Below are 25314 nucleotides of genomic sequence, written 5' to 3'. Positions count from 1 at the left end.
ACAAAAGCTTATTTATTTTTATGCTCGTAAAATGCTTCAATCTGTGCCTGCTCGTAACTCAGACCGTGCTCCTCCATCTTTGCGATCAATTGCAGCATATGAGCATAGTCATAAGAAATAATCTTCTTAAACTTTGGAAGATATTCGCTGAAGTCATCAAGGATCATCTTACCCTTCTTGGAACCTGTGGCTGCCACATGCTCCTCGATCATCTCTTTGAGCTCCAGTACATCGTATTTATCTGTGATCGGCTCAGAGGATACCAGCTCTTTATTTAACTTCAGATAAAGATTGCTGTCCTCGTCCAGTACATAGGCAACACCACCGCTCATACCGGCTGCAAAGTTCTTTCCGGTTGGTCCCAGGACAACCACACGGCCTCCGGTCATGTACTCGCATCCGTGATCTCCAACACCTTCTACTACTGCATATGCACCGGAGTTTCTGACGCAGAAACGCTCACCGGCAATACCGTTAATAAATGCCTTACCACTTGTAGCACCATAAAGAGCAACGTTACCAACGATAATATTTTCCTCTGCTTTAAATCGGCTGTTCTTTGGAGGATATACCACAATCTTACCACCGGATAAGCCTTTTCCAAGGTAATCATTGGAATCACCCTCCAGCTCTAAGGTCAGTCCCTTTGGAATAAATGCGCCAAAGCTCTGTCCGCCGCTGCCGTCACACTTCACGGTAATGGTATCCTCCTCCAGCGTATCACTGAACTTCTTCGTCACTTCGGAACCAAGGATTGTTCCCAGAGAACGGTTGATATTATCAACCTTTACTTCGATCCGGGCCTTCTCTCCTGTTTCCAGAGACTTTTTCAATTTTGGAAGAAATACCTTCTCGTCGATGGTCTTCTCCAGCTCAAAATCATATTTGTCCTTTGGATTAAATTTATTATCCTTGCGAAGCCCTGCAAAGGTAGGGTCCAATATTCTGGTCAGATCCACACGCTCTGCATATTCCTCTGCCTCACCTGTCAGCTCTTTTCTCTTCAGGAGATCAACACGGCCGATCAGGTCATCCAGCTTGCGCACCCCCAGCGCTGCCATATATTCTCTCAGCTCACTGGCAATAAACTTCATAAAATTCTCAACATACTCCGGCTTTCCGCGGAATCTCTTACGCAGCTCCGGATTCTGGGTAGCCACACCAACCGGACAGGTATCCAAATTGCAGACACGCATCATTACGCAGCCCATGGTGATCAGCGGAGCGGTAGCAAAGCCAAACTCCTCGGCACCAAGCATAGCAGCAATGGCAACATCACGGCCAGTCATCAGCTTACCGTCTGTCTCAATACGGACACGGGAACGAAGACCGTTCATGATCAGTGTCTGATGTGTCTCTGCCAGACCAAGCTCCCAAGGAAGACCTGCATTGTAGATGGAGCTCTTTGGTGCTGCTCCGGTACCTCCATCGTATCCGGAGATCAGGATAACGGCTGCTCCTGCCTTGGCAACACCGGCTGCGACTGTTCCTACACCTGCTTCGGAAACAAGCTTGACGGAAATTCTCGCATCTTTATTACTGTTCTTCAGATCATAAATGAGCTGTGCCAGATCCTCGATCGAGTAAATATCATGATGCGGTGGCGGGGAGATCAGGCTGACACCCGGTGTAGAATGACGAGTTTTGGCAACCCACGGATAAACCTTTCCGCCCGGAAGATGACCACCTTCACCAGGCTTTGCGCCCTGTGCCATCTTGATCTGGATCTCCTTTGCACTGACCAGATAACGGGAGGTAACACCAAAACGTCCGGAAGCCACCTGCTTGATGGCAGAACAGCGATCCACAGCAGAACCTGCTGTTTCCAGTCGTTCCAGACTCTCACCACCCTCACCGCTGTTTGATTTACCGTGAAGATGGTTCATTGCGATTGCCAGTGTCTCATGAGCCTCCTGGGAAATAGAACCGTAAGACATAGCACCCGTCTTAAATCTCTGGACAATCTCCTCCACGCTCTCTACTTCATCCAGCGGAATCCCCTTCTTTGGGTATTTGAAATCGAGAAGGCTTCTTAAGGTAACCTGCTTTTCCTTCTCGTCAATGCACTTGGAATACTGCTTAAACAGCTCGTAATTGCCGGTCCAGGTTGCCTGCTGCAGCAGATGGATCGTCTCCGGATTGTACAAATGTTCCTCCTGATGGCCACGCTCCTTGTGCTGTCCTCTGTTTTCCAGATTCAGGTCTACCGTCAGATCCAACGGATCAAAGGCACGGCTGTGCTGCTCATCGATCTGCTTCTCGATATCCTCCAGCGTCACACCACCCACACGGCTGACCGTATCCGGGAAGTATGTCTCAATGACTTCCTGTGAAATACCGATTGCTTCGAAAATCTTAGAACCCTGATAGGACTGGATCGTAGAAATACCCATCTTGGATGCGATCTTTACGATACCATGAAGCACAGCATTGTCATAATCACTGACAGCGGCGTAATAATCCTTATCCAGCATACCGTTATTGATGAGCTCGCGGATCGTCTCGTGAGCCAGATATGGATTGACTGCACTGGCACCATAACCGAGAAGCGTTGCAAAATGATGTACCTCTCTCGGCTCTGCTGTCTCTAAGATTACAGACATGCTTGTTCTTCTCTTGGTGGTTACCAGATGCTGCTGCAGTGTAGAAACCGCCAGCAGAGAAGGAATCGGCATATGGAACTCATCTACATCACGGTCGCTTAAGATCAGGATATTGCAGCCTTCCTTATGTGCCCGGTCTGCCTCCAGACAAAGATGATCCAGTGCCTTCTTCAGGGAAGTGTTCTTATAATAAGTAATCGGAAGAACCTCGCATTTGAAACCGTCCTTATCCATATTTTTAATCTTCAAAAGATCCGTGTCGTTGAGGATCGGGTTATGAATCTTCAATACCTTACAGTTCTCTCCCTTCTCCTCCAGAAGGTTTCCGTCCTCCCCAATATAAACGCTGGTGGAGGTTACGATCTCCTCACGGATCGCATCGATCGGAGGATTGGTTACCTGTGCAAACATCTGTTTAAAATAATTAAACAGAGGCTGTACCTTGCGGGAAAGCATTGGAAGCGGTGTATCGGTACCCATGGATGCGATCGGCTCATTTCCTGTCTGTGCCATCGGCAAAATGGATGTCTTATATTCTTCAAAGGTATAACCAAATGCCTTCTGCATTCTTGCTCTTTCCTCATCGGTATACTCCGGTACCTTGTGATTTGGAATGTGAAGCTCTGCCAATGTGACAAGATTGCTGTTAAGCCACTCACCATACGGCTGGCGGGATGCGTATTTCTCTTTCAGATCAGCATCATCGATGAGCTCTCCCTTCACGGTATCTACCAAAAGCATACGACCCGGTCTTAAACGATCCTTTTTCACGATCTTCTCCGGTGGAAGCTCAAATACACCCACCTCAGAGGAAAGGATCAGCTGATCATCAGTCGTAATATAATAACGGGAAGGTCTCAGACCGTTACGGTCAAGGACAGCTCCCATATAATCGCCATCAGAGAACAGAATAGATGCCGGGCCATCCCATGGCTCCATCATGGTTGCATAATACTGATAGAAATCTCTCTTCTTCTGGCTGATGCTCATATCATTTTCCCAAGGCTCCGGGATTGTGATCATTACCGCCAGCGGCAGCTCCATGCCACTCATTACGAGAAATTCCAATGTGTTATCAAGACGTGCGGAGTCGGAACCGTTTGGATCAACTACCGGCAGGATCTTGTGGAAATCACTGGACAGATACGGGGTCTCCATGGTCTCCTCACGGGCAAGCATCTTATCTGCATTACCGACGATGGTATTGATCTCACCGTTGTGTACGATAAAACGGTTTGGATGAGCACGCATCCAGCTTGGATTTGTGTTGGTACTGAATCTGGAATGTACGATCGCGATCGCAGATACATAATCCTCGTCCTGCAGATCCATAAAGAAGGAACGAAGCTGGCCTACCAGAAACATTCCTTTATAAACGATAGTACGGCTGGAGCAGGACACTACATAAGTATCCTCACTGCTCTGCTGTTCAAAGACACGACGTGCCACATAGAGCTTCCGGTCAAAATCAAGCCCTTTCTCCACATCATCCGGTCTTTTCACAAAACCCTGTACAATATAAGGCATACATTCCAGTGCCTTGTGACCCAGAATATCCGGCTTGATCGGTACTTCTCTCCATCCAAGGAATTTCATACCTTCCTTCTCAATAATGACCTCAAACATACGCTTTGCCTGATTGCGCTTCAACTCATCCTGCGGCAGGAAGAACATTCCCACACCATAATCACGTTCCCCGCCAATCTCAATTCCAAGGGATTCTGTCTCTTTCTTAAAAAACCGGTGCGAAATCTGAAGCATGATACCTACTCCATCACCGGTCTTACCTTCTGCATCCTTACCGGCACGATGTTCCAGTTTTTCCACAATCTCCAGTGCTCCGGATACTGTGTCATGGGTTTTGTTCCCCTTGATGTTGACGATGGCACCAATACCACAGTTGTCGTGCTCAAAATGTGGGTCATATAAGCCTTTTGCCTTATGATCAATACACTTTGAAGCCTGTACTGCACTCTTATTCATTGCTTCCTGATTAACCATTCCATGTTCCTCCAATCAATTATTGTAAAAAAGGCAAAACCAGCGTTTTGCCCTCCAAGAATTGCTTCGCAATTCTCGTTGGCTTTGCTCTACATTACGAGCATTTTCCTATAAACTAAAAAAAGAAAAAGGGGTCAACAAGTAAAACCTGTCGAACCCCTTTGTTCTTCAAATTGAGGTTATTATAATATATATTTTCAATAATTGCAACACTTTTTTAAGTTTTATCAATAATTTCTTTTTAAAATATAGCTTTTTGTATTTTTGATTTATTTTTTTCTGTTAGAGATATTTTCTCATCTTCAAGAAATAACGTTTACTTAAGAATATATGGTGAAACGGTTTTACAAACTGCTTTTTGTTGCGAAATCCCTTATTTCGTGATAAACTTAACAACATTATAATACCCGGAAATCACCTGATAATGTACCACCGATGCAGGCCTGTGGGTTACAGTTTTTAGAAAGGCATGGTAATAATTATGAATTTTTTAGAAGAACGTATTATGAAGGACGGTATTGTAAAGGAAGGAAACGTCCTGAAGGTTGACAGCTTTCTCAATCACCAGATGGACATTGCTCTCTTTGACGAGATGGGAGCCGAGTGGAAACGCCGCTTTGCAGACAAGCCCATCAATAAGATCCTGACCATCGAGGCCTCCGGTATCGGTATCGCCTGTGTGGCTGCCAGACACTTTGATGTGCCGGTTGTCTTTGCGAAAAAATCCAAAAGCATTAATATAGAAGGAGATATGTATGTTGCCGAGGTAGAATCCTTTACCCACAAGTGCAAAAATCAGGTCATTGTTTCCAAAAAGTTTTTAAGCCCGGAGGATCATGTTCTGATCATTGATGATTTCCTTGCAAACGGCTGCGCCCTGCAGGGTCTGATCTCCATTATCACGGAAGCCGGTGCCACCGTAGAGGGAATCGGCATTGCTGTCGAGAAAGGCTTTCAGTTGGGCGGACGTCTGATCCGCAACCTTGGATTCCAGTTAGAATCCCTCGCCATCGTAGATGCCATGGACGCTTCTACCGGTGAAATTACATTCCGCAAGCAGTAATTCATATTTACAAAACGAAAAAGGAAAGGATTTACGAACCATGAGTAACAAAAGTAACAGTTCCGTAAGCAACATCTACCAATTAGAAGGACGGGTACCGGTATCCCGTGCGATCCCGTTCGGTCTGCAGCACATTCTTGCCATGTTTGTGGCAAATATTTCTCCGATCATTATTGTCGCCGGAGCCTCCGGTGTTTCCGGCAAGCAGCTTGCCATGCTGATCCAGAGTGCCATGTTAATCGCAGGTATCGGCACCCTGATCCAGCTCTTCCCTCTTTGGAAGATCGGCTCCGGTCTTCCTATTGTCATGGGCATCAGCTTCACCTTCGTATCCATTATGTGTTATATCGGTGCCAACTATGGCTATGGTACCATTATGGGTGCCGTGCTGATCGGCGGTCTGATCGAGGGCTGCCTTGGTCTTTTTGCAAAATACTGGATGAAGATCATCTCTCCTATCGTATCCGCCAGCGTCGTAACAGCCATTGGCTTTTCTCTTCTGTCGGTAGGCTCCACCTCCTTTGGCGGTGGCAGTGGCAGCGAAAACTTTGGTTCCGTAGAAAACTGGATCCTTGGTACTATCACACTGTTATGTTGTATTTTATTTAATATTTTTGCGAAATCCTACTGGAAACAGTTATCCGTTCTCTTTGGACTGGTGGTTGGTTATCTTGTTGCCATCCCAATGGGACTGGTAGACTTTTCTTCTCTGGCAGGCACCAGTGTGATCGCTCTGCCGCATCTGATGCCGTTTAAAATGGAATTTCATTTAAATGCTATTATCTCTGTTGCACTGATCTTCTTAGTATCTGCTACCGAGACCATTGGCGATACCCAGGCACTTGCCAACTCCGGCTTGAACCGCAGCGCCACCACAAAGGAAATCTCCGGTTCCCTTGCCTGTGACGGCTTCATCAGCTCCCTTTCCTCTCTGTTTGGATGTATGCCTATCACATCCTTCAGCCAGAATGTGGGACTGGTCGCGATGACAAAGGTGGTCAACCGCTTTACAATCGCTACCGGCGCCCTGATCATGATCCTTGCCGGTATCTTCCCGATCTTTGGTGCCGTGCTTGCAACCCTGCCGGACGCTGTACTGGGCGGATGTACTATTATGATGTTTGGTACCATTGTGGTAAGCGGTCTGCAGATGATCGGAAAATGTGGGTATTCCCAGAGAAATATCACCATCGTGGCTCTGTCTTTAAGTATCGGCATCGGCTTTACCCAGGTGCCGGAGCTGTTCTCTGTGTTCCCTAAGATCATCGAAACAGTCTTTGCCGAGAACTGTGTAGCTGTAGTATTTCTGGTGGCTGTGATCCTGAATCTGATCCTGCCGCAGAATATGGAGACATTTGAAGAAACGAAAGCTGAGTCATAGTATACGTTATTTAAAAAATACATCATAGATAAAAATCAATAAGAAAACAGGGACAACCCCTATGACACAGAATTTTCTATTGCCATAGGGGCTGTCCTTTTCCTTTATGAAAATCCCTTATAATTATCATCCTACTGATAAAAACAATACATAAGAAAGGAATACCGGACGCCAAAACAGGGAAGTGTCTGCCTTCCGGCAATCCACTTCCCTGATAAGGTTTAACTCTTTTTCATTGTGATTTCGTACGAATAAATTAATATTTGCGCTTACGAGCTGCCTCAGACTTCTTCTTACGACGAACACTAGGCTTCTCATAATGCTCTCTCTTACGAATCTCCTGCTGAATACCTGCCTTTGCGCAGTTTCTCTTGAAACGGCGTAAAGCGTTATCCAATGTCTCATTCTCTTTTACGATTACATTTGACATAGTCTCACACCTAACCTCCCTCCAGTTGTAAATTTGCGCGGCTGCTGTGCCTTCAGCTGCTTTTTAATCCAATACACAACTGTATGGGTATTTTTAACGACAGGATCTCTCCCATCAACGCACAAGATAGATTATAACACATTTTTCCATTTCGTCAACTACTTTTTGAAATATTTCCGTAGTTTTCAAGGTTATTCTAACATTTTACCAATTTATCGGAAAATACACTGTTTGCCACTATTTCAGCTGGCCCTCCAGGACTTCCTTTACCTTGGCAATGGCATTGTCAATACCGGCCGGATTCTTACCGCCTGCCTGTGCCATGTTTGGACGTCCACCGCCGCCTCCTCCAACTTCGGAAGCAATGGCTTTGATCAGATTGCCGGCATGTGCTCCGTGCTTCATGGCATCATTGGTAGCCATTGCAAGCAGGGATACCTTCCCGCCTACAGCAGAGGCCAGTACAACGACACCCTCACCGATCTTTTCTTTCATCTGGTCACCCAGAGTACGAAGACCGTTCATATCAACCTCCGGTACACTCATAGCCAGTACCTTTACGCCCGCGATTTCCTGAATCTGGCTGTCCACATCACCGGCTGCCTCATTGGCAAGCTTTGTCTTAAGCTTTTCATTCTCTGACTGGAGTGCCCTGATCTCCTCCTGCATAGACTGGATCTTCTTTTCCAGCTTCTCCGGCTCTGCCTTAGCTGCCTTTGCTGCTGCATTCAGCTCCTTCTCAATATTGTCATAATACTTCATAAGTCCTGTAGATGTCAGCGCCTCAATACGGCGTACACCTGCGGCAACGCCGCTTTCAGAAATAATCTTAAAGGATGCGATCACACTGGTATTGGCTACATGAGTACCTCCACAAAGCTCCGTACTAAAGTCACCCATCTTAACGACACGAACCTTATCACCGTACTTCTCCCCAAAGAGTGCCATAGCTCCAGTATTCTTTGCCTCTTCCAGAGTCATCTCCTCAGTCACAACATCCAGACTTGCAGAAATCTGGTCATTTACAATTTCCTCGACCTGTGCGATCTCCTCCGGTGTCATTGCAGAGAAATGAGAGAAATCAAAACGAAGTCTCTCTGCATCCACATAAGAACCCTTCTGCTCGACATGATTGCCAAGCACCTGACGAAGTGCTTTCTGCAGAAGATGGGTTGCACTGTGGTTCTTGCCGGTATCCAGACGATTCTTTGAACATACCTTTAATGTGGCAGTATCGCCCTTCTTGATCATGCCCTTTGTGACTTTACCGATATGACCGATCTTGCCACCCTGTAAATGAACGGTATCCTCTACAACGAACTCACTGTCTCCCACAAGGATCGTTCCAACATCCGCTTTCTGACCACCCATGGTTGCATAGAACGGAGTCTCCTCTACGATAACCGTACCTGCCTGTCCATCTGTGAGTGCATCCACAAGCTCTGTCTCTGTGGTAAGCACAGTGATCTTAGAATCATGCTCCAGATTATGATATCCTACAAACTTGGAAGTGATCGCCGGATCGATCTGCTGATAAACCGTCTCCTCTGCTCCCATATAGTTTGTCTCTTTTCTCGCTTTACGCGCCTTGTCCTTCTGCTCCTCCATGAACTTCTTAAAACCTTCCTCATCCACGGTACAGCCCTTCTCCTCCAGGATCTCTGTGGTGATGTCCAGAGGGAATCCATAGGTATCATAAAGCTTGAATGCATCGGCACCGGAAAGCTCCTTCTGGCCCTTGGCAGCCATAGCCTCCTGCATCTCATTCAGGATTGCAATTCCCTGATCGATCGTCTTGTTGAACTGCTCTTCTTCTTTATTTAATACATTTAAGATAAATTCTTTCTTTTCTTCCAGCTCAGGATAACCGTCCTTTGACTCACTGATCACTGTCTTAGACAGCTCTGCGAGGAATGCTCCGTCAATGCCGAGCTTTCTGCCGTGACGTGCTGCACGACGGATCAGACGCCGAAGTACATAACCGCGTCCCTCGTTGCTTGGCATAACGCCATCAGAGATCAGGAATGTAGAAGAACGGATATGATCTGTGATCAGACGAATGGAAACATCCTTCTCATCATCTATCTGATACTGTGTATGAGCCATATCACAGATACGGTCACGGATGGCTTTCATGGTATCAATATCAAAAACGGAATCCACATCCTGTACTACAACAGCCAGACGCTCCAGACCCATTCCGGTATCAATGTTCTTATTCTGAAGCTCCTCATAACCGCCATGGCCATCTCCGTTAAACTGTGTAAATACATTGTTCCATACTTCCATGAAACGATCACAGTCACAACCCACCTTACAATCCGGTTTGCCACAGCCGTACTTCTCTCCTCTGTCATAGTAGATCTCGGAGCAAGGACCACAAGGGCCGGCACCATGCTCCCAGAAGTTATCACATTCTCCGTTCTCGTCACGGTAAAATCTGGTGATCTTCTCTCCCGGCACACCGATCTCTTTGGTCCAGATATCATATGCCTCCTCGTCCTCTCCATAGATGGACGGATATAATCTCTCCGGCTCCATGCCAATAACCTTGGTCAGGAACTCCCATGACCATGCAATCGCCTCATGCTTGAAATAATCTCCGAAGGAGAAGTTACCAAGCATCTCAAAAAATGTCAGATGACGTGCTGTCTTTCCGACATTCTCAATATCTCCTGTACGGACGCATTTCTGACAGGTGGTCACTCTGCGCTTTGGCGGAATCTCCTGTCCTGTAAAATACGGCTTCAATGGTGCCATACCCGCATTGATCAGCAAAAGGCTGTTATCATTGTGTGGAACCAGTGAAAAGCTCTTCATCGCCAAATGATCCTTGCTTTCAAAAAACTGTAAATACATTCTTCGAAGCTCATTCACTCCATACTTTTGCATCTTTATCCTCCATTCCGGTCACACATATTATGTGACCCTTCCCTTTCCGGCCATTAAGACCTTAGTTGCATGACTTTACTACATTATCATGCAAAATACCTCACTTAAATGCTATGTTAAATAGCATTGTTCTACATAAAATTATTCTGTAGAATATCCTCTCTTTCCGGCTGTTTAAGCCTTAGTGTACACTCCCTGAAATAGGATGAATACAAATAACTGTTTTTTCAATATGTATACATAACATAAAAATTTGAAAAAACCCCTAATTTATAATTATAAATTAAGGGTTTGTATCTGTCAATCATTGTTTCCTGTATCGTAAAGATTAAATTTCAACCGATCCGACAGTCAAAATATCAGAAATTTTAAATCTCCTGCACTATCCCAGCACTTCCTCGATATGCTCCTGGTTTTTATCCGCCTCCGGATCATCCTTCAGAATGGAGAATGCGATATTGGTGGAGTGATCTGCAATACGCTCCAGACCGGATACCACATCCGTAAAGATCATGCCGGCATGTGCCTGGCATTTATCGCTGGTCAGACGAACAATATGATTGTTCTGAAGCTGGCGCTCCATATCATCAATCTCATTTTCCAGATCAAGGATCTCCTGCAAATGCTCCTCACTGTTGTGACTGAACATATTCAGTGCCAGTGACAGGATCTCACAGGTATCATCCAGCATATCCTTCAACTCCTGCACGGCTTCCTCAGAGAAAGTAAGCTCCTGATCAATACATGTCTTAGCAAAATCTGCTATATTTTCAGCGTGATCCCCGATACGCTCAATATCATTCACCACATGGAACAGTCCGCCAAGCATCTTTCGGTCTGCCACCGGCAAAGATAAGGTGTTGATCTGTACCAGATAATTGGTAATCTCCGTGTTGAGATAATCAATCGTGATCTCTGTCTGATATACCTCTGCAATAAGGTTTTCATCCTTATGAAGCAAAGCATCCATTGCCTTTTCCATATTTTCCTGTGCAATATTCCCCATGCGGACGATCTCACAGATACCGGTTGGTACTGCTGTGGTAGGATTATATACATTGTGTCCGCCGATATAAGCAAGCTCCGGTGCTGTGCTTGCTGCTTCCTCCTCCTGATCCTCTCCCGGGATCAGAATATAGGACAGCTTGATCAAAAGCGGCGACAGGAAAAAGAATACCGCCACCTGAACCACCTTAAACATGGTGTGGGTATTGGCAACCTCTCTCTGAAGGAACACATTGACACCATTCACCATCTGATCCGGCTGTGTACATGTATGCTCTGTCATAATATGAAGCAGATGCTCCACGCCATTACTGCCCAGCACAAGTACGATAAACATCAGAACAGATCCCAGCACATTAAAGGATAAGTGAAGGCAGGCTGCTCTTTTAGCCATCTTGTTTCCGGAAAGACTGGTAAGCACCGCAGAAATACAGGCTCCGATATTACATCCAAGGATCATAAAGAATACATGGTGTATATCCACAACACCCTGTCCACAGAGAGCGATCAGAATACCAACCGTCGCTGACGAACTCTGCAGAATGGATGTAACTGCAAATCCAAAAAATACACATAAAAACGGATTCGATAACTGACCCAGTGTCGAGGTAACCAGCGGCGCATCCTTGACGATACCCACAGCAGAGGACATGGTTCCCATACCAATAAACAGGATACCGAAGCCTACGATCACCTCACCAAACTTCTTAACCATAGGATGCTGCATAAACATCACCATGATCACACCGACTAAAAGAATTACCGGCGCATATTTGGACATATCCAGAGACAGAAGCTGGCCGGTTACTGTGGTGCCGATATTGGCACCAAAGATCACACCGATCGCCTGAGAAAGATTCATCAGACCGGCATTTACAAAGCTGACTACCATAACAGTTGCTGCATTGGACGACTGGATCACTCCGGTAAAGATAATACCCACGATCAACGCGGAAAACCTCGTCTTTGTCAATGTCTCCAGGATGCCGCGCATCTTGTCGCCGGCTACCTTCTGAAGACCATCACCCATCAGTTTCATTCCGTAAAGGAACATGCCGAGTCCGGCAATGACATTCAATATCGCTGTAGAATACTCTGCACTCATCTTTTGACCTCTCTCTCTGTACAATCTCCCCGGCCATGGATTTTATTTTTGGCCTGTACATATTTTTTTTCACACATTATTTTTCCCTTAACTATGTTAAACGATTCTTACAAAAGATACAAGCAGATTTTACATATTTTACATATTTTTTACACAGCGTTTTCATTTTCCATCGTTTGATTATCCCTTTAAAATATGATACCATTCGTTTAAACATATCTTCGGGAGGAACAAACATGCTGTCATTTCACTTAACGCCCGACTCCGGGACACCCCTTTATAATCAGATCTATGAACAGATCCGGACGCGTATCCTGCAGGGAGAACTGCCGGCATCTGCCAAGCTGCCCTCAACCCGCAGTCTCGCCGCTAATCTGGGAGTCAGCAGAAATACCATCGATACAGCCTATTACCAGCTTCAGTCAGAGGGGTATATCGACTCCGCTCCCAAAAGCGGCTTTTACGTCTGTGATATCAATCCGGCAGACTATCGGAATCAGCCGGAAGAACCGGCTGCAGAAGCTGCCGCATTATCCGTAAGCACTCCGTCAGTCACAGCTTCCCATTCCCCAAACTTTCTTTATGATTTTAATCCGGATCACATTGATATCAGTCATTTTCCTTTTTCTGTCTGGAGACGCCTCTCCAGACAGGTTCTGACCGAGGAACAGTCCCTTTTTCTACTGGGAGATAATAACGGGGATTCCTCTTTGCGTGATGCTATCTGCAGCTATGTCCGGCTTTCCCGACAAGTTTCCTGTAAACCGGATCAGATCGTGATAGGTGCCGGTGTAGATTATCTTCTGCAGATGCTGTCACTGGTGTTTCGGTCTCTCCAAATGATCCACATCACGCTGGAATCTCCGGGCTATACCCAGGCAGCACATATTTTCCACAATAATGGGCTGACCATTTCTCCCGGCACACTGGACAAAAACGGACTGACGACAGATTCTATCTCTCCTTCCAGCTCCCTTGTCTATGTCACACCATCCCATCAGTTTCCTATGGGAGCCGTCATGCCATACGGACGCCGGCTGGAGCTGCTTGGCTGGGCAAAGTCAGCACCGGACCGTTATATCATTGAGGATGATCATGACAGCGAGTTTCGTTACCGTGGTAAGCCGATTCCCGCCATGCAGGGTATGGACAGCCGGCGAGTTATTTACATCGGTACCTTTTCTAAAGCAATCGCACCGGCGATCCGCGTGGGCTACATAATCCTTCCTCCCGACCTGATGAAACAGTACCGTCTGATCTGCGGTCACTACTCCTGTACAGTATCCCGTGTGGATCAGGCGATCCTGACCCGTTTTATCCGGGACGGATATTTTGAAAAGCATGTAAACCGTATGCGAAAGCTCTACCGCAGCAAACACGATCTGGTGCTTGACTGCCTGCAGCCACTGATCCAAAAGTACCATTTAAAGCTTCAAGGCGAGCACGCCGGAATGCATGTCACAATCTGTCTGCCGGACGATATCTCCGAGTCAAAGCTGATCCAAAATGCCCGCTGTCATGGGATCCACCTGTATGGCATCCGGGATCATTATCTGCCGGATCATATTCCTGACCATCCGGAGGAGGCGATCCTGCTTGGCTATGCCGGTCTCAACGAGGACGAGATCAAAAAAGGCATCCGTCAGTTGACGGACACCCATATCTTTTCTGCCGTTTCCTTATCCCGTGATATCTGAGCCTTCAGCTCGTCCAGACTGTCAAACCGCTGTTCCGGCCGCAAAAAATCAAGAAAATAAACCGTCATCTGCTTTCCATACAGATTTCCTTCAAAATCTAACAACGTTGTCTCCACGTTAGCTCGGTCTGCACCAATCGTCGGCTTGACACCAACATTGGTCACTCCGCCATATGTCTTACCCTCTACCTCTACCCTCGTGGCATAAACACCATATACCGGCAAAAGCTTCTGTTCTCCCGGAAGCAGATTGGCTGTGGGCATTCCAATAGTTCTTCCCAGTGCATTTCCATGCACTACTTCTCCAAGGACAAAATAAGGATCTCCTAAAAGACGGTTTGCCTTCTCAATTCTTCCCTGGGCAAGCTCTCTGCGGATCCTTGTACTGCTGATCACCTCTCCGTCTTCCTTTATCTTCGGAAATACACAGAGTTCATAACCATACAGCGGCGCATACTCTGACAGCATACCCACATCTCCCCGCCGTTCCTTTCCAAAGTGGAAATCCTCTCCGACGCAGATCAGCTTTGCGTCCATCCGTTCCACCAGCATCTCCCGGATAAATGTCTCCGGAGTCATGGATCTGGTTTCCTCGCTGAACGGAAATAATACCTCCCGCTCCACGCCCAGACGCTCCAGCAGACTTCTTTTTTCTTCTTCCAGATAAATCTGCTTCCCTTTCAGAATGCCATCAAAGGTAAACACCGTTGCATGAAGCTCCGGATGCTCCAGGATCCTGTCCAGCAAAAGGCGATGTCCCCGGTGAAAACCATCAAATTTTCCCAGAGACACCGCACTGTTTTTTATTTTAAAATCAAGACCTTTTATGATTTCCATAATAATCTGTCCCTTTCACCGCTTTTAAAACATCTTGCGTACCCGAAGATCTCTGTCCCCTTTTTGGTACACTGCCTTAAAGCAGCCATTTTCGTCATATACCAGAAACTCCTGTCCTTCCGTCAGGTCCCGAATGCCGGTCGTATTGACTCTTTCCGGATAGTCCTGTAAAAAGAACTCCAGCAATGGATTTCCATTGGAGAGCTTCGCCGCAAATTCATCTCTGATCTGAAATGCCGGATATTCCGGAAAAAGTGCATCCACCGAAAGGATCTGCTGCTCCAGCTCATTCTGCTTCATCAACACTTCGATCTGCTCCAATGTCAAGGCGTTTTCCAGTGTAAAGACACCCACCCGTGTCCTCTGCAGAGACTCCATCGCTCCAAAACAACCAAGCTTCTCTCCGATATCATGACAAAGCGTCCGGATATATGTGCCCTTGGAGCAGGTGACATCCATGGTAAACAATCCCTCCATCTGCCGGTATTCGATCAGGTTGATTGAATGGATCCGGATGGGACGTGGCTTTCTCTCCACAGTCTTTCCCTCACGGGCAAGCTCATAGAGCTTTTTGCCGTTGATCTTCAGTGCCGAATACATCGGCGGAACCTGCAGCTGGTCTCCAATAAAGCTCTCCAGCACCTCTTTCAGGCGTTCCTGTGTCACCCGGGAAAAATCACCCCTTTGCAGAATCTGTCCTGTCATATCCTGTGTGTCTGTACTTACCCCCAGACGACATACTGCCCGGTATGTTTTGTCCTTGTTGGTCAGAAGATCACATACCTTCGTTGCTTTCCCCAGACAAACCGGAAGCACACCGACCGCCTCCGGATCCAGTGTGCCTGTATGACCGATTTTTTTCTGATGAAGAATTCCCCGCAGCTTGGCTACCACGTCATGGGATGTAAACCCCTTTTCCTTATAAACATTGATAATGCCATCCATCTCGTTTTCTCCTCTATGAGACTCATGCTTTTATGTGCCGTCCAAATCCGGAACACTCTTCAGTTCTATTCCATCTGAAACTCAATATGTTCCGTAATGTTATTAACTACATCATGCAGTGACCCCCGCATGGTACAGCCGGCAGCCTTGACATGACCGCCCCCACCAAAATAAACAGCAATCTTGCTGACATCTACAAATGTATTGGAACGCATACTGACCTTATACTGCTGGTCATCGATCTCCTGCAGCAGAAGTGCCACCTCTACACCCTTCGTCACACGAAGCTGGTCAATGATACCTTCAATATCCTCCGTCTGCGCCCCATAAAACTCCAGCATTCTTCTGGTAACCGTAGCAACGATCACCCTGCCATCCATCAGGCGCATACTTGTGAGAAGTGTTCTGCCCAAAAGCTGTGTCTGGGTATATGTTCTCTGATAAAAACATTCATCAATATATTTCCAAAACGGAACTCCCTTTTCCATCAGACTGCCTGCAATCTCCATCGTCTTTTTGGAGGTATTGGAATAACGGAAAACCCCGGTATCCATAATGATACCAATATAAATCGCCTCTGCGATCCGGGTATCGATCAGCTCCTCCTCCATCAGTTCGTAAAGCACCTCACAGGCAGAGCTGCTGCCGGCTTCCACAAAATTCTCTCTGGCATACCCCAGATTACTGACATGATGATCAATACATGCAGTACGTCCGGCTGTATCAAAAAGGCGTTCTGCCTCTCCCAGCCGGTCTTTAGTACTGCTGTCCAGCGACAAGAACAGATCCACCGGTCCCTCCGGAAGCTTTTCTACAAATATCGAATGCTCCGGATCCAGAAAACGATACACCTCAGGAACCTTTTCTACATAGGCACTGATCTGTGCCTCCGGATAAATCTTTTTCAGATACAGATAGGCAGCGGCAGCGGCTCCAACGCAATCACCATCCGGGCGGAGATGTCCTGCAATAAGAATTGTTTTTGCTCCCTGTGCAATTTCTCTTAATCCTGTCATCTGATAACCCGCCTTCCTGCTTTTACTGTTCTTCCTCTTTCTTTAATTCGTCAATCCTCTTTGACATATTGATTCCATATTCAATGGAATCATCCATCACAAAGGTAAGCTCCGGTGTATTACGGAGATTCAGCTGCTTCGCAAGCTGTGAACGGATATGGGAGGAAGCACTGAGAAGCCCCTGATGGGTCTTCTCTCTGTCCTCATCATTTCCAAGAACACTTACAAATACCTTTGCAAATTTCAGATCCGGAGTTACCTCTACGGAAATCACAGAGGTCATAGGATGAATTCTCGGATCCTTGATATCCTGAGCAATGATCTTGCTCAGAACTCTCTGTACCTCCCCGTTCATACGGGAATATTTAATACTGTTTTTTTTCATATATAGCTCCATTCCGCCTTATTCCGGCGTTCTTTCAATTTATCTAGGCACCTCAACCATAATATAAGCCTCGATCTGGTCGCCCTCCTGAAGATCATTGAAATCCTGGGCAACGATACCACACTCATATCCGGCTGCTACTTCTTTGACATCATCCTTGAAACGCTTCAGTGATGCCATCTCACCCTCAAAGATCAGCTCGCCCTCACGGGTAATCCGAATCTTGCTGCCTCTCTCAATCTTACCATCCAGAACATAGCTTCCTGCGATCGTACCAACACCGGATGCCTTGAATGTCTGACGTACCTCCAGATGCGCAATGACTTTCTCCTCGTACTCCGGATCCAGCATACCCTTCATAGCAGCTTCCACATCCTCGATCGCATCGTAAATGACACGATACAGACGAACATCAACCTTCTCACGGTCTGCAATATCCTTTGCCGTATTGTCCGGACGTACATTAAATCCAATAATGATCGCATTGGATGCACTTGCCAGGCTGACATCAGACTCATTGATAGCACCAACACCGGCATGGATCACACGGACTGCCACCTCTTCATTGGAAAGCTTTAACAGACTCTGCTTTACTGCCTCTACAGAACCCTGAACATCAGCTTTAACAATGATATTGAGCTCTTTGATATTACCTGCCTGAATCTGAGAGAACAAACCATCCAGCGTAAGCTTCGCCTTGGTATCATCCAGAAGCTTCTCTCTACCCTGAGCCACATAAGTCTCTGCAATATTACGTGCTTCTTTATCATTCTCCGTTGCCATAAAGATCTCACCGGCATCCGGAACATCATGAAGACCAAGAATCTCTACAGGTGTAGAAGGAAGTGCTTCTTTCACACGTCTTCCACGGTCATCCATCATGGCACGGATCTTACCATATGCAGCACCAACTGCGATGTTATCACCTACATGAAGAGTACCCTTCTGTACCAGGATTGTCGCAACAGGACCACGTCCCTTATCTAACTTCGCCTCAATGACAACACCTCTTGCCAGACGGTCAGGATTTGCCTTAAGCTCCTCTACCTCTGCTGTCAGAATGATCATCTCCAGAAGCTGGTCGATACCTTCGCCGGTATGTGCGGAAACCGGTACAAATACAGTATCTCCGCCCCAGTCCTCAGCGATAAGCTCATACTCTACCAACTCCTGTTTTACACGCTCTACATTGGCACTTGGCTTATCAATCTTGTTCACTGCTACAATGATCTGTACACCTGCTGCCTTTGCATGGTTGATCGCTTCTACGGTCTGTGGCATAACACCATCATCCGCGGCAACAACAAGGATTGCAATATCTGTAGCCTGTGCACCACGCATACGCATAGAAGTAAATGCCTCGTGTCCCGGAGTATCCAGGAATGTGATCTTCTCTCCATTGATCTCTGTGACATACGCACCGATATGCTGTGTGATTCCACCTGCTTCGCGGGAGGTTACATTTGTCTCACGGATCGCATCCAGAAGGGATGTTTTACCGTGATCAACGTGTCCCATAACGCAGACAACCGGTGGTCTCTTCTTCATCAATGACTCGTCTTCCTCATCCTCCTTAAGAAGCTCTGCAACAAGATCCACTTTCTCCTCCATCTCAGCGATGCAGTTGTACTCCAGTGCAATCTCCTCTGCCTCTTCATAAGTGATCTGATGATTCAGTGTAACAACCTCTCCACGCATAAAAAGATTCTTGATCACAGTAGATGCCTGCACCTTCATAATGTCAGCAAGCTCTTTGATCGTCATCTTCTCCGGGAGAACGATATTGCGAATGCCATCCTCCGGCTCTTCCGGCTTCACAACCGGCTCCGGCTTAATAAATGCACCCTTACGGTTCGGATCCTTCTTTTTATTCTTGCGTCCGCCCGGTCCGTAAAGCGGATTGTACTCCGGCTCTTCTCTGTCACGGTCTCTGCCATGTCTCTGCTTTGCACTTCTGGAGTCGTTCTTGGCTCTCTGTGCTCTGGACTGCTTTACCTCAGGCTTTACTGCATCAATACCGGAGAAGGAATTGCCTCCACGGCCGCCATCACGGCGTCCGCCGTTCTGACCACCTCTGTTATCACGGTTCTGGCCGTTTCCACGATTGTCGCGGTTATAGCCGCCCTGTCCATTTCCGCGGTTCCGGTTGTCACGGTTATCTCTTCCTCCCTGACCATTCCGGTTGTCACGGTTGTAGCCGCCCTGGCCATTTCCACGGTTCCGGTTGTCACGGTTATCTCTTCCTCCCTGGCCATTTCCACGGTTATCGCGGTTATCACGGCGTCCACCGTCACGACGGTCACGGTTATTGTCACGGTTGTCTCTTCCTCCCTGACCGTTTCCACGGTTATCGCGATTGTCACGGCGGTTATCCTGGGATGGACGATTTTCGGAAGCAGGCTTTTTCTCCGGTGCCTTCTGCGCCGCAGGAGCTTTTTCTTCTTTCTTTGGCTCCTCCTTCTTCACTTCTTCCTTCTTTTCTTCTTTCTGTTCTTTTGAAACAGTTTCCGGCTTCGCTTCCTTCTTTTCTGTCTCTTTCTCTGCTGTCTTTTTCTTCACCGGTGCTTCCTCCACAGGCTTTGCCTTCTGCTCTGTTTTCTCTTCTGTCTTCGCAGCCTCCGTTTTCTTTTCCTTCGGCTCTTTCTTTTCTTTTGTTTCCTTCTTCTCAACCGGCTCTGCCTTTACGGGCTCCTCTGCCACCTTTGCAGGCTCTGCCTTTTTGTTCTGAAATTTATTCAGAAGAAATTTGATCGCATCATCCTCGATGCTGCTCTGGGCACTTTTCACCTGAAATCCATTTTCCTGAAGAAGCTTGATCAGATCCTTGCTCTTCAGATCAGGAAATGCTCCCTGCAGACTTCTTGAAATCTCATATATCTTCATCTTTGCCATATACTACTACGACCTCCTAATCCATTTTCTTCATTATTGCCTGTGCAAAACCATTATCTACAACTGCCAGTGATGCTCTGAATTCCTTTCCCATGGCATGCCCAAGATAATCTTTTGCAGCATGGATGCGAAGGGGCACCTTATAAAACTCACACATGTTCCGGAATTTCTTTTGCGTATTTTCCGAAGCATCCTCCGCTAAGATAACCAATGCAGCTTCGCCCGTCTTTACCGCCTTCTCCGTCATAAACTCACCACTTACGACCTTGCCGGCTTTCTGCGCCAATCCGATCAGATTTAACACCTTATCCTTCTGCAATGTTATCCATCTCCTTTTCCAGTTCCTCATATATTTCATCCGGAATAACCGTCTTCAGGGAGCGTTCCAGTGATTTCCGTCTGCGCGCCTGGCGAAGACATTCCGTAGAATTACATATATATGCACCACGTCCGTTTTTCTTGCCTGTCAGATCGATCATAATCTGATCCTCCGGAGTTTTTATGATGCGTACCAGTTCCTTTTTCTCTTTTCTCTCACCGCATCCGGTGCATTGACGCAGCGGCACCTTACGGGGACGGACACTATTTTTTTCTCCCATGGACTCACTTCCTTTTCTGATTATTCCTGCTTAATATCAATCTTGTATCCAGTCAGCTTTGCTGCAAGTCTCGCATTCTGGCCCTCTTTGCCGATCGCAAGGGAAAGCTGATTCTCCGGCACAATAACTCTGGCAGTCTTTTCCTCCTCATCGGCTGTGACGGAAATAACCTTTGCCGGACTCAGTGCATTCTCGATCAGTACAGCCGGATCATCACTCCAGGTAATGATATCGATCTTCTCACCACGAAGCTCATCTACGATCGCATTGACGCGGTCTCCGTTAATACCAACACATGCACCCACCGGATCTACATTCGGATCCTCGGTATATACTGCGATCTTTGTTCTGGAGCCTGCCTCTCTGGCAATGCTCTTGATCTCTACAATACCGTCCTGAAGCTCTGTTACCTCTTCCTCAAAAAGACGCTTTACAAACTCCGGATGTGTTCTGGAAACCGTAATACGTGGTCCCTTTGTGGTATCCTTTACCTCAACCACATATAGCTTGATATGCTCCGTTGGCTTAAAGTGCTCTCCAGGCACCTGCTCACTCTCCATCAGGATTGCATCCACCTTACCCAGGTTAATACAAACATTATTGCCACTGTAACGCTGAACGATACCGGTGATCACCTCGCGCTCCTTCTCAAGGTACTGTGTATATAACACCTTTCTCTCTTCCTCGCGGATCTTCTGTACCACAACCTGCTTTGCCTTCTGCGCGGCAATTCTGCCGAAGTTTTTCGGAATAACCTCTGTAGATACGGTCTCGCCAACCTCTACATTGCCATACTTCAAAGCAGCCTCTGTCTTGCCGATCTGTGTGGTCGGATCCTCTAAAAGATCATCCTCAACCACCTCATAATCTGCAAATACCTTGATCTCTCCTGTATCGCGGTTGATGGATACACGGATATTGTCCGCCTTGCTCTCAAACTGATTCTTGCAGGCAGCCACCAGAGAATTCTCAATTGCTTCGAGAATAATATCCTTGCTGATCTGTTTTTCCTTTTCGATCGCCTCTAATGCTTCAATAAGCTCTGTGCGGTCTGACTTTGTTGATTTACTCTTTCTTGCAGCCATTTTTATCTCCTCCTAAATATAAGTCTTCAAAACTTGTATTCACTAAAAATTAATGGTTAGCTTCACCGACGAAATGTCTTTCCTCATAATCTCATACTCAGGTGAAAACTCTGTCTCCAGGGTAATAGTATCCTGTGTATATGCCAGCAATACACCGGTAAGCTCCTTTACGGAAATTTCCTTACCATTTCTTCCTGCCGGAAGCTTTCTTCCCTGATAAAAATGAACATCAACCTCTTCTCCGATGCTCCGTTTGAAGTCTTTGTCCTTTTTGAGCTGACGCCCCAGTCCCGGCGAGCTGACTTCCAGCACATAAGCCTCTGATATGAAATCATCCTGATCCATCATATCGCTCCATGCGCGATTTACCAATTCGCAGTCATCAAGGGTAATTCCACCCTCTTTGTCCACATAAGCACGCAGATACCACTGACCAGCTTCCTTGACATACTCCACGTCAACCAGTTCAAAGCCGTTTTCTTCCATCAATGGCTCCAGCATTTTCTCAGCCCGTGTCTCGTACTCCTCACGTTTCGTCAAATGCATAACCTCTTTTCCACTCCGGGGGCATGATAATCTTATAAACGACTGCCCTCGTTTCAAAACGAAAGAGTGGACCGCGCAGTCCACTCTTCATAATTTACAGTATCACAATGACGATAATAGCACTACACCCTTGGAAAATCAAGGGGTTTTGCGTATTTTTTACCAAATTTCGTTATTTTTTTACGATTTTTCCTCCATAATCGGTGCAATCCGTGTCTCATAGCCACTTTCATACAGAGTCCGTTCGGCTCTGCGAACCTCTGTTAGAGAAGGATACATTCCCTGGCACACTACATAATATCCACCTTTTTTGTCAATAAAACACTCAAAGCCATCCTCCTGCAACAGAGCCGCCAGATCTTTAGCGTTGTCCTCATGGGCAAACATCCCGGTCTCAATCGTATAGCTCCCTGCCTCTTCGGTAGCCCGCACGTCTTTTCCCGTTTCCTGCAGCGTCTGAAGGATCCCGTCCGCAATCGCCTGCGCCACCTCCGGAAACTTTGCATCCAAAAGCGCATTGTCCCGTTCCGTATTAATAAACCCTACTTCCACAAGCCCCGCAGGCATATCAGACTCCCGGATTACCGGCAGATCCTTCCGGACCGATATCCCCAGATTAGTAAAGCCCACCTTCTCCAGTTCATTATTGATATTCTGTGCCAGCAGGCGGCGTGGACCACTGTCCGCATACACCAGCGTCTGCACCCCGGAATATTGATTCGGAGACGGGCTGGAATTTCTGTGAAAAGAAACAAACAGATCCGATCCGTTTTCGTTGGCGATCGCCGCCTTCCTCTGTGGTGTCTGATATACATCCTCGGTCCGGGTATATCTCACATCCACGCCTCTGTTTTGCAGAATATTCCCAACTGCCAGTGCCAGGTTCAGATTATCGTCCTTTTCCCTCCGCCCCTGGTAGGAGGCACCGTTGTCATAGCCTCCGTGGCCGGCATCTAATGTTACCACTGCCATAGTCTTCCTCCCTTTGCTGTATTAATATAAGAAGTCTTCTCCTACTATGACTATGCAGAAGGGAGGAATTGGTGCGGGAAATTGTCAAACATTCCCTTGAAACGCCCCCCAATATATCGTATAATCGTAATGTTTGGACAATTTTGTAATCGAACAATTTGAATATCTCAGAGGAATAGTACGAAAATACTACTTACTCAGAAATGGAGAATAAAATGTCAGAAAATGATTTAAGAAAACAAATTGAAAAACGAAGAACCTTTGCGATCATATCCCACCCGGATGCCGGAAAGACGACACTGACCGAGAAGTTTCTGTTATACGGAGGTGCCATCAATACTGCCGGTTCTGTAAAGGGAAAGGCAAACTCCAAATATGCCGTATCGGACTGGATGGAGATTGAGAAGGAGCGTGGTATCTCTGTTACTTCTTCCGTTTTGCAGTTTAATTATAATGATTATTGTATCAATATTCTTGACACTCCGGGCCACCAAGACTTTTCCGAGGATACCTACCGTACCCTGATGGCTGCAGATTCTGCGGTCATGGTGATCGATGCGTCCAAGGGTGTTGAGGCACAGACGATCAAGCTGTTCAAGGTCTGCGTTATGCGTCATATTCCGATCTTCACCTTTATCAACAAAATGGACCGGGATGCCAGGGATTCTTTCGAACTTCTGGACGATATCGAAACGGTACTGGGCATCCGCACCTGTCCGGTCAACTGGCCGATCGGCTCCGGTAAGCGCTTTAAGGGAATTTATGACAGGGATGCCAAAACTGTCCGTTCCTTCCAGTCCGTTGCCACCGGTGGTGCCAAGGCTGCTGCCGAGACAGATTATGCCATTGATGATCCGGCACTCAAAGAGCTTGCCGGAGAGGATCTGTACGATCAGCTTCTGGAGGAGATCGAGCTTCTTGATGGTGCCAGCGATCCGCTGGATCTGGAGCAAGTACAGAACGGTGAGCTTTCTCCTGTATTTTTCGGATCTGCTCTGACCACTTTTGGTGTGGAAACCTTTCTGAATTATTTCCTGCAGATGACCACACCGCCTCTGCCACGCCACTCCAATGAGGGCGATATCGACCCGGTCACTTCTCCATTCTCAGCCTTTGTCTTTAAGATTCAGGCCAATATGAACAAGGCGCATCGGGACCGTATTGCATTTATGCGAATCTGCTCCGGTAAGTTTGAGGCGGACCATGATGTCTACCATGTACAGAGCGGCCGCAAATTAAAGCTTTCCCAGCCTCAGCAGATCATGGCACAGGACCGTCAGGTCATCTCCGAGGCATACGCCGGAGATGTGATCGGTGTATTTGATCCGGGTATTTTCTCCATCGGTGACACGATCACTATGCCGGGCAGCAAGTTTGAATATGAGGGAATCCCGACCTTCGCGCCGGAGCATTTCTGCCGCGTGGTACAGCTCAATTCCATGAAGAGAAAGCAGTTTGTCAAGGGAATCACCCAGATTGCCCAGGAGGGTGCGATCCAGATCTTTCAGGAGTTTACAGCCGGAATGTCTGAGATCATCGTAGGTGTTGTTGGCGTTCTCCAGTTCGACGTATTAAAATACCGTCTGGAAAATGAATATGGCTGTGAGATCCGCCTGGAATCCCTCCCATATGAGTATATCCGCTGGGTTGGTGACCCAACAACAGACGTGACAAAGCTGAAACGTATGAACAACGTCAAAGCTGTCAAGGATATGAAGGGCAATCCGCTTCTTTTATTTGTCAATGACTGGATGATCCGGATGGTTCTGGAGGACAATGAGGGTCTGGAGCTTCTGGAATTTAAAAAGAACTAACTACGTAATTATAAGTCACAAAACGGGATATGCTGTACGCATATCCC

General features: G+C 46.9%; 18 protein-coding genes. 4 read left to right on the top strand and 14 right to left on the bottom strand.

Annotation, left to right across the window (positions count from 1 at the left end):
• Positions 1-8: 8 nt before the first annotated feature.
• Entirely contained in the window at positions 9-4586 is a 4578-nt protein-coding gene (gltB, locus tag H8704_RS09910) for a glutamate synthase large subunit (protein WP_249298183.1), read from the bottom strand.
• Between the two features lie 499 nt (positions 4587-5085).
• Between gltB and H8704_RS09905 the strand changes: the two genes are divergently transcribed.
• Positions 5086-5667: a xanthine phosphoribosyltransferase gene (locus H8704_RS09905; protein ID WP_249298174.1), complete on the top strand. Its 582-nt coding sequence runs from the start codon at positions 5086-5088 to the stop codon at positions 5665-5667.
• A 40-nt stretch (positions 5668-5707) separates the two neighbouring features.
• Positions 5708-7048, top strand: coding sequence for a uracil-xanthine permease family protein (locus tag H8704_RS09900; protein ID WP_249298173.1), 1341 nt, complete (start codon positions 5708-5710; stop codon positions 7046-7048).
• Between the two features lie 256 nt (positions 7049-7304).
• Here the strand turns inward: H8704_RS09900 and rpsU are convergent, their stop codons facing one another.
• The 3 genes from rpsU to H8704_RS09885 all read right to left on the bottom strand — a co-directional run bounded on the left by rpsU (position 7305) and on the right by H8704_RS09885 (position 12480).
• Positions 7305-7478, bottom strand: coding sequence for a 30S ribosomal protein S21 (rpsU, locus tag H8704_RS09895; protein WP_022013401.1), 174 nt, complete (start codon positions 7476-7478; stop codon positions 7305-7307).
• A gap of 237 nt (positions 7479-7715) precedes the next feature.
• A complete protein-coding gene (gene alaS / locus H8704_RS09890) occupies positions 7716-10370 on the bottom strand; it encodes an alanine--tRNA ligase (RefSeq protein WP_249298172.1) in 2655 nt (884 codons plus the stop codon).
• Positions 10371-10752: 382 nt separating this feature from the next.
• The gene (locus tag H8704_RS09885; protein ID WP_249298171.1) at positions 10753-12480 is read right to left on the bottom strand and encodes a Na/Pi cotransporter family protein; all 1728 of its coding nucleotides are present in this window, start codon (positions 12478-12480) and stop codon (positions 10753-10755) included.
• A gap of 236 nt (positions 12481-12716) precedes the next feature.
• Here H8704_RS09885 and pdxR point away from each other — a divergent pair, with 236 nt between their 5' ends.
• Entirely contained in the window at positions 12717-14177 is a 1461-nt protein-coding gene (pdxR, locus tag H8704_RS09880) for a MocR-like pyridoxine biosynthesis transcription factor PdxR (protein WP_249298170.1), read from the top strand.
• On the opposite strand, the gene H8704_RS09875 is transcribed toward pdxR, so the two are convergent.
• The 10 genes from H8704_RS09875 to H8704_RS09830 all read right to left on the bottom strand — a co-directional run bounded on the left by H8704_RS09875 (position 14123) and on the right by H8704_RS09830 (position 23453).
• Positions 14123-15013: a bifunctional riboflavin kinase/FAD synthetase gene (locus H8704_RS09875; protein WP_249298169.1), complete on the bottom strand. Its 891-nt coding sequence runs from the start codon at positions 15011-15013 to the stop codon at positions 14123-14125. The two genes, pdxR and H8704_RS09875, sit on opposite strands and share 55 nt — an antisense overlap.
• 24 nt (positions 15014-15037) lie before the next feature.
• Entirely contained in the window at positions 15038-15958 is a 921-nt protein-coding gene (gene truB / locus H8704_RS09870; protein ID WP_249298168.1) for a tRNA pseudouridine(55) synthase TruB, read from the bottom strand.
• 65 nt (positions 15959-16023) lie between these two features.
• Positions 16024-16974 carry a DHH family phosphoesterase gene (locus H8704_RS09865; RefSeq protein WP_249298167.1) on the bottom strand — a complete coding sequence of 317 codons (951 nt, stop codon included), beginning with the start codon at positions 16972-16974 and terminating at the stop codon, positions 16024-16026.
• A gap of 22 nt (positions 16975-16996) precedes the next feature.
• Positions 16997-17359 (bottom strand): 30S ribosome-binding factor RbfA, encoded by a 363-nt coding sequence (gene rbfA / locus H8704_RS09860; RefSeq protein WP_022465829.1) that lies wholly within the window; start codon positions 17357-17359, stop codon positions 16997-16999.
• Between the two features lie 39 nt (positions 17360-17398).
• Entirely contained in the window at positions 17399-20251 is a 2853-nt protein-coding gene (infB, locus tag H8704_RS09855) for a translation initiation factor IF-2 (protein ID WP_249298166.1), read from the bottom strand.
• A gap of 16 nt (positions 20252-20267) precedes the next feature.
• On the bottom strand, positions 20268-20570 hold the full coding sequence (locus H8704_RS09850) for a L7Ae/L30e/S12e/Gadd45 family ribosomal protein (protein WP_022465827.1): 303 nt from the start codon (positions 20568-20570) through the stop codon (positions 20268-20270).
• Positions 20557-20850, bottom strand: a complete 294-nt coding sequence (rnpM, locus tag H8704_RS09845; protein WP_022465826.1) for an RNase P modulator RnpM — start codon at positions 20848-20850, stop codon at positions 20557-20559. The genes H8704_RS09850 and rnpM overlap by 14 nt, the downstream gene beginning before the upstream one ends.
• Before the next feature lie 20 nt (positions 20851-20870).
• Complete coding sequence (gene nusA, locus H8704_RS09840) at positions 20871-21935, bottom strand: transcription termination factor NusA (RefSeq protein ID WP_022465825.1); 1065 nt, start codon at positions 21933-21935, stop codon at positions 20871-20873.
• 42 nt (positions 21936-21977) lie between these two features.
• On the bottom strand, positions 21978-22475 hold the full coding sequence (locus H8704_RS09835) for a ribosome maturation factor RimP (RefSeq protein WP_249298165.1): 498 nt from the start codon (positions 22473-22475) through the stop codon (positions 21978-21980).
• A gap of 186 nt (positions 22476-22661) precedes the next feature.
• A complete protein-coding gene (locus H8704_RS09830; protein ID WP_249298164.1) occupies positions 22662-23453 on the bottom strand; it encodes an N-acetylmuramoyl-L-alanine amidase in 792 nt (263 codons plus the stop codon).
• Positions 23454-23668: 215 nt separating this feature from the next.
• Between H8704_RS09830 and H8704_RS09825 the strand changes: the two genes are divergently transcribed.
• Positions 23669-25267, top strand: a complete 1599-nt coding sequence (locus H8704_RS09825; RefSeq protein ID WP_249298163.1) for a peptide chain release factor 3 — start codon at positions 23669-23671, stop codon at positions 25265-25267.
• Positions 25268-25314: the final 47 nt, after the last annotated feature.

Source organism: Jutongia huaianensis (genome assembly GCF_014384985.1).
GTDB classification, from domain to species: domain Bacteria; phylum Bacillota; class Clostridia; order Lachnospirales; family Lachnospiraceae; genus Jutongia; species Jutongia huaianensis.
Note: the sequence above shows the minus strand (reverse complement) of the source record. Positions and strands in the feature narration are given on the sequence as shown.

What these genes read in the sequence shown, in the direction of transcription:
- H8704_RS09830 (WP_249298164.1), bottom strand. Translation starts at nt 23,453, where the DNA reads ATGGCAGTGGTAACATTAGATGCCGGCCACGGAGGCTATGACAACGGT.
- H8704_RS09885 (WP_249298171.1), bottom strand. Translation starts at nt 12,480, where the DNA reads ATGAGTGCAGAGTATTCTACAGCGATATTGAATGTCATTGCCGGACTC.
- H8704_RS09900 (WP_249298173.1), top strand. Translation starts at nt 5,708, where the DNA reads ATGAGTAACAAAAGTAACAGTTCCGTAAGCAACATCTACCAATTAGAA.
- rnpM (WP_022465826.1), bottom strand. Translation starts at nt 20,850, where the DNA reads ATGGGAGAAAAAAATAGTGTCCGTCCCCGTAAGGTGCCGCTGCGTCAA.
- pdxR (WP_249298170.1), top strand. Translation starts at nt 12,717, where the DNA reads ATGCTGTCATTTCACTTAACGCCCGACTCCGGGACACCCCTTTATAAT.
- H8704_RS09825 (WP_249298163.1), top strand. Translation starts at nt 23,669, where the DNA reads ATGTCAGAAAATGATTTAAGAAAACAAATTGAAAAACGAAGAACCTTT.
- rpsU (WP_022013401.1), bottom strand. Translation starts at nt 7,478, where the DNA reads ATGTCAAATGTAATCGTAAAAGAGAATGAGACATTGGATAACGCTTTA.
- infB (WP_249298166.1), bottom strand. Translation starts at nt 20,251, where the DNA reads ATGGCAAAGATGAAGATATATGAGATTTCAAGAAGTCTGCAGGGAGCA.
- truB (WP_249298168.1), bottom strand. Translation starts at nt 15,958, where the DNA reads ATGGATGGCATTATCAATGTTTATAAGGAAAAGGGGTTTACATCCCAT.
- gltB (WP_249298183.1), bottom strand. Translation starts at nt 4,586, where the DNA reads ATGAATAAGAGTGCAGTACAGGCTTCAAAGTGTATTGATCATAAGGCA.
- alaS (WP_249298172.1), bottom strand. Translation starts at nt 10,370, where the DNA reads ATGCAAAAGTATGGAGTGAATGAGCTTCGAAGAATGTATTTACAGTTT.
- H8704_RS09905 (WP_249298174.1), top strand. Translation starts at nt 5,086, where the DNA reads ATGAATTTTTTAGAAGAACGTATTATGAAGGACGGTATTGTAAAGGAA.
- nusA (WP_022465825.1), bottom strand. Translation starts at nt 21,935, where the DNA reads ATGGCTGCAAGAAAGAGTAAATCAACAAAGTCAGACCGCACAGAGCTT.
- rbfA (WP_022465829.1), bottom strand. Translation starts at nt 17,359, where the DNA reads ATGAAAAAAAACAGTATTAAATATTCCCGTATGAACGGGGAGGTACAG.
- H8704_RS09865 (WP_249298167.1), bottom strand. Translation starts at nt 16,974, where the DNA reads ATGACAGGATTAAGAGAAATTGCACAGGGAGCAAAAACAATTCTTATT.
- H8704_RS09875 (WP_249298169.1), bottom strand. Translation starts at nt 15,013, where the DNA reads ATGGAAATCATAAAAGGTCTTGATTTTAAAATAAAAAACAGTGCGGTG.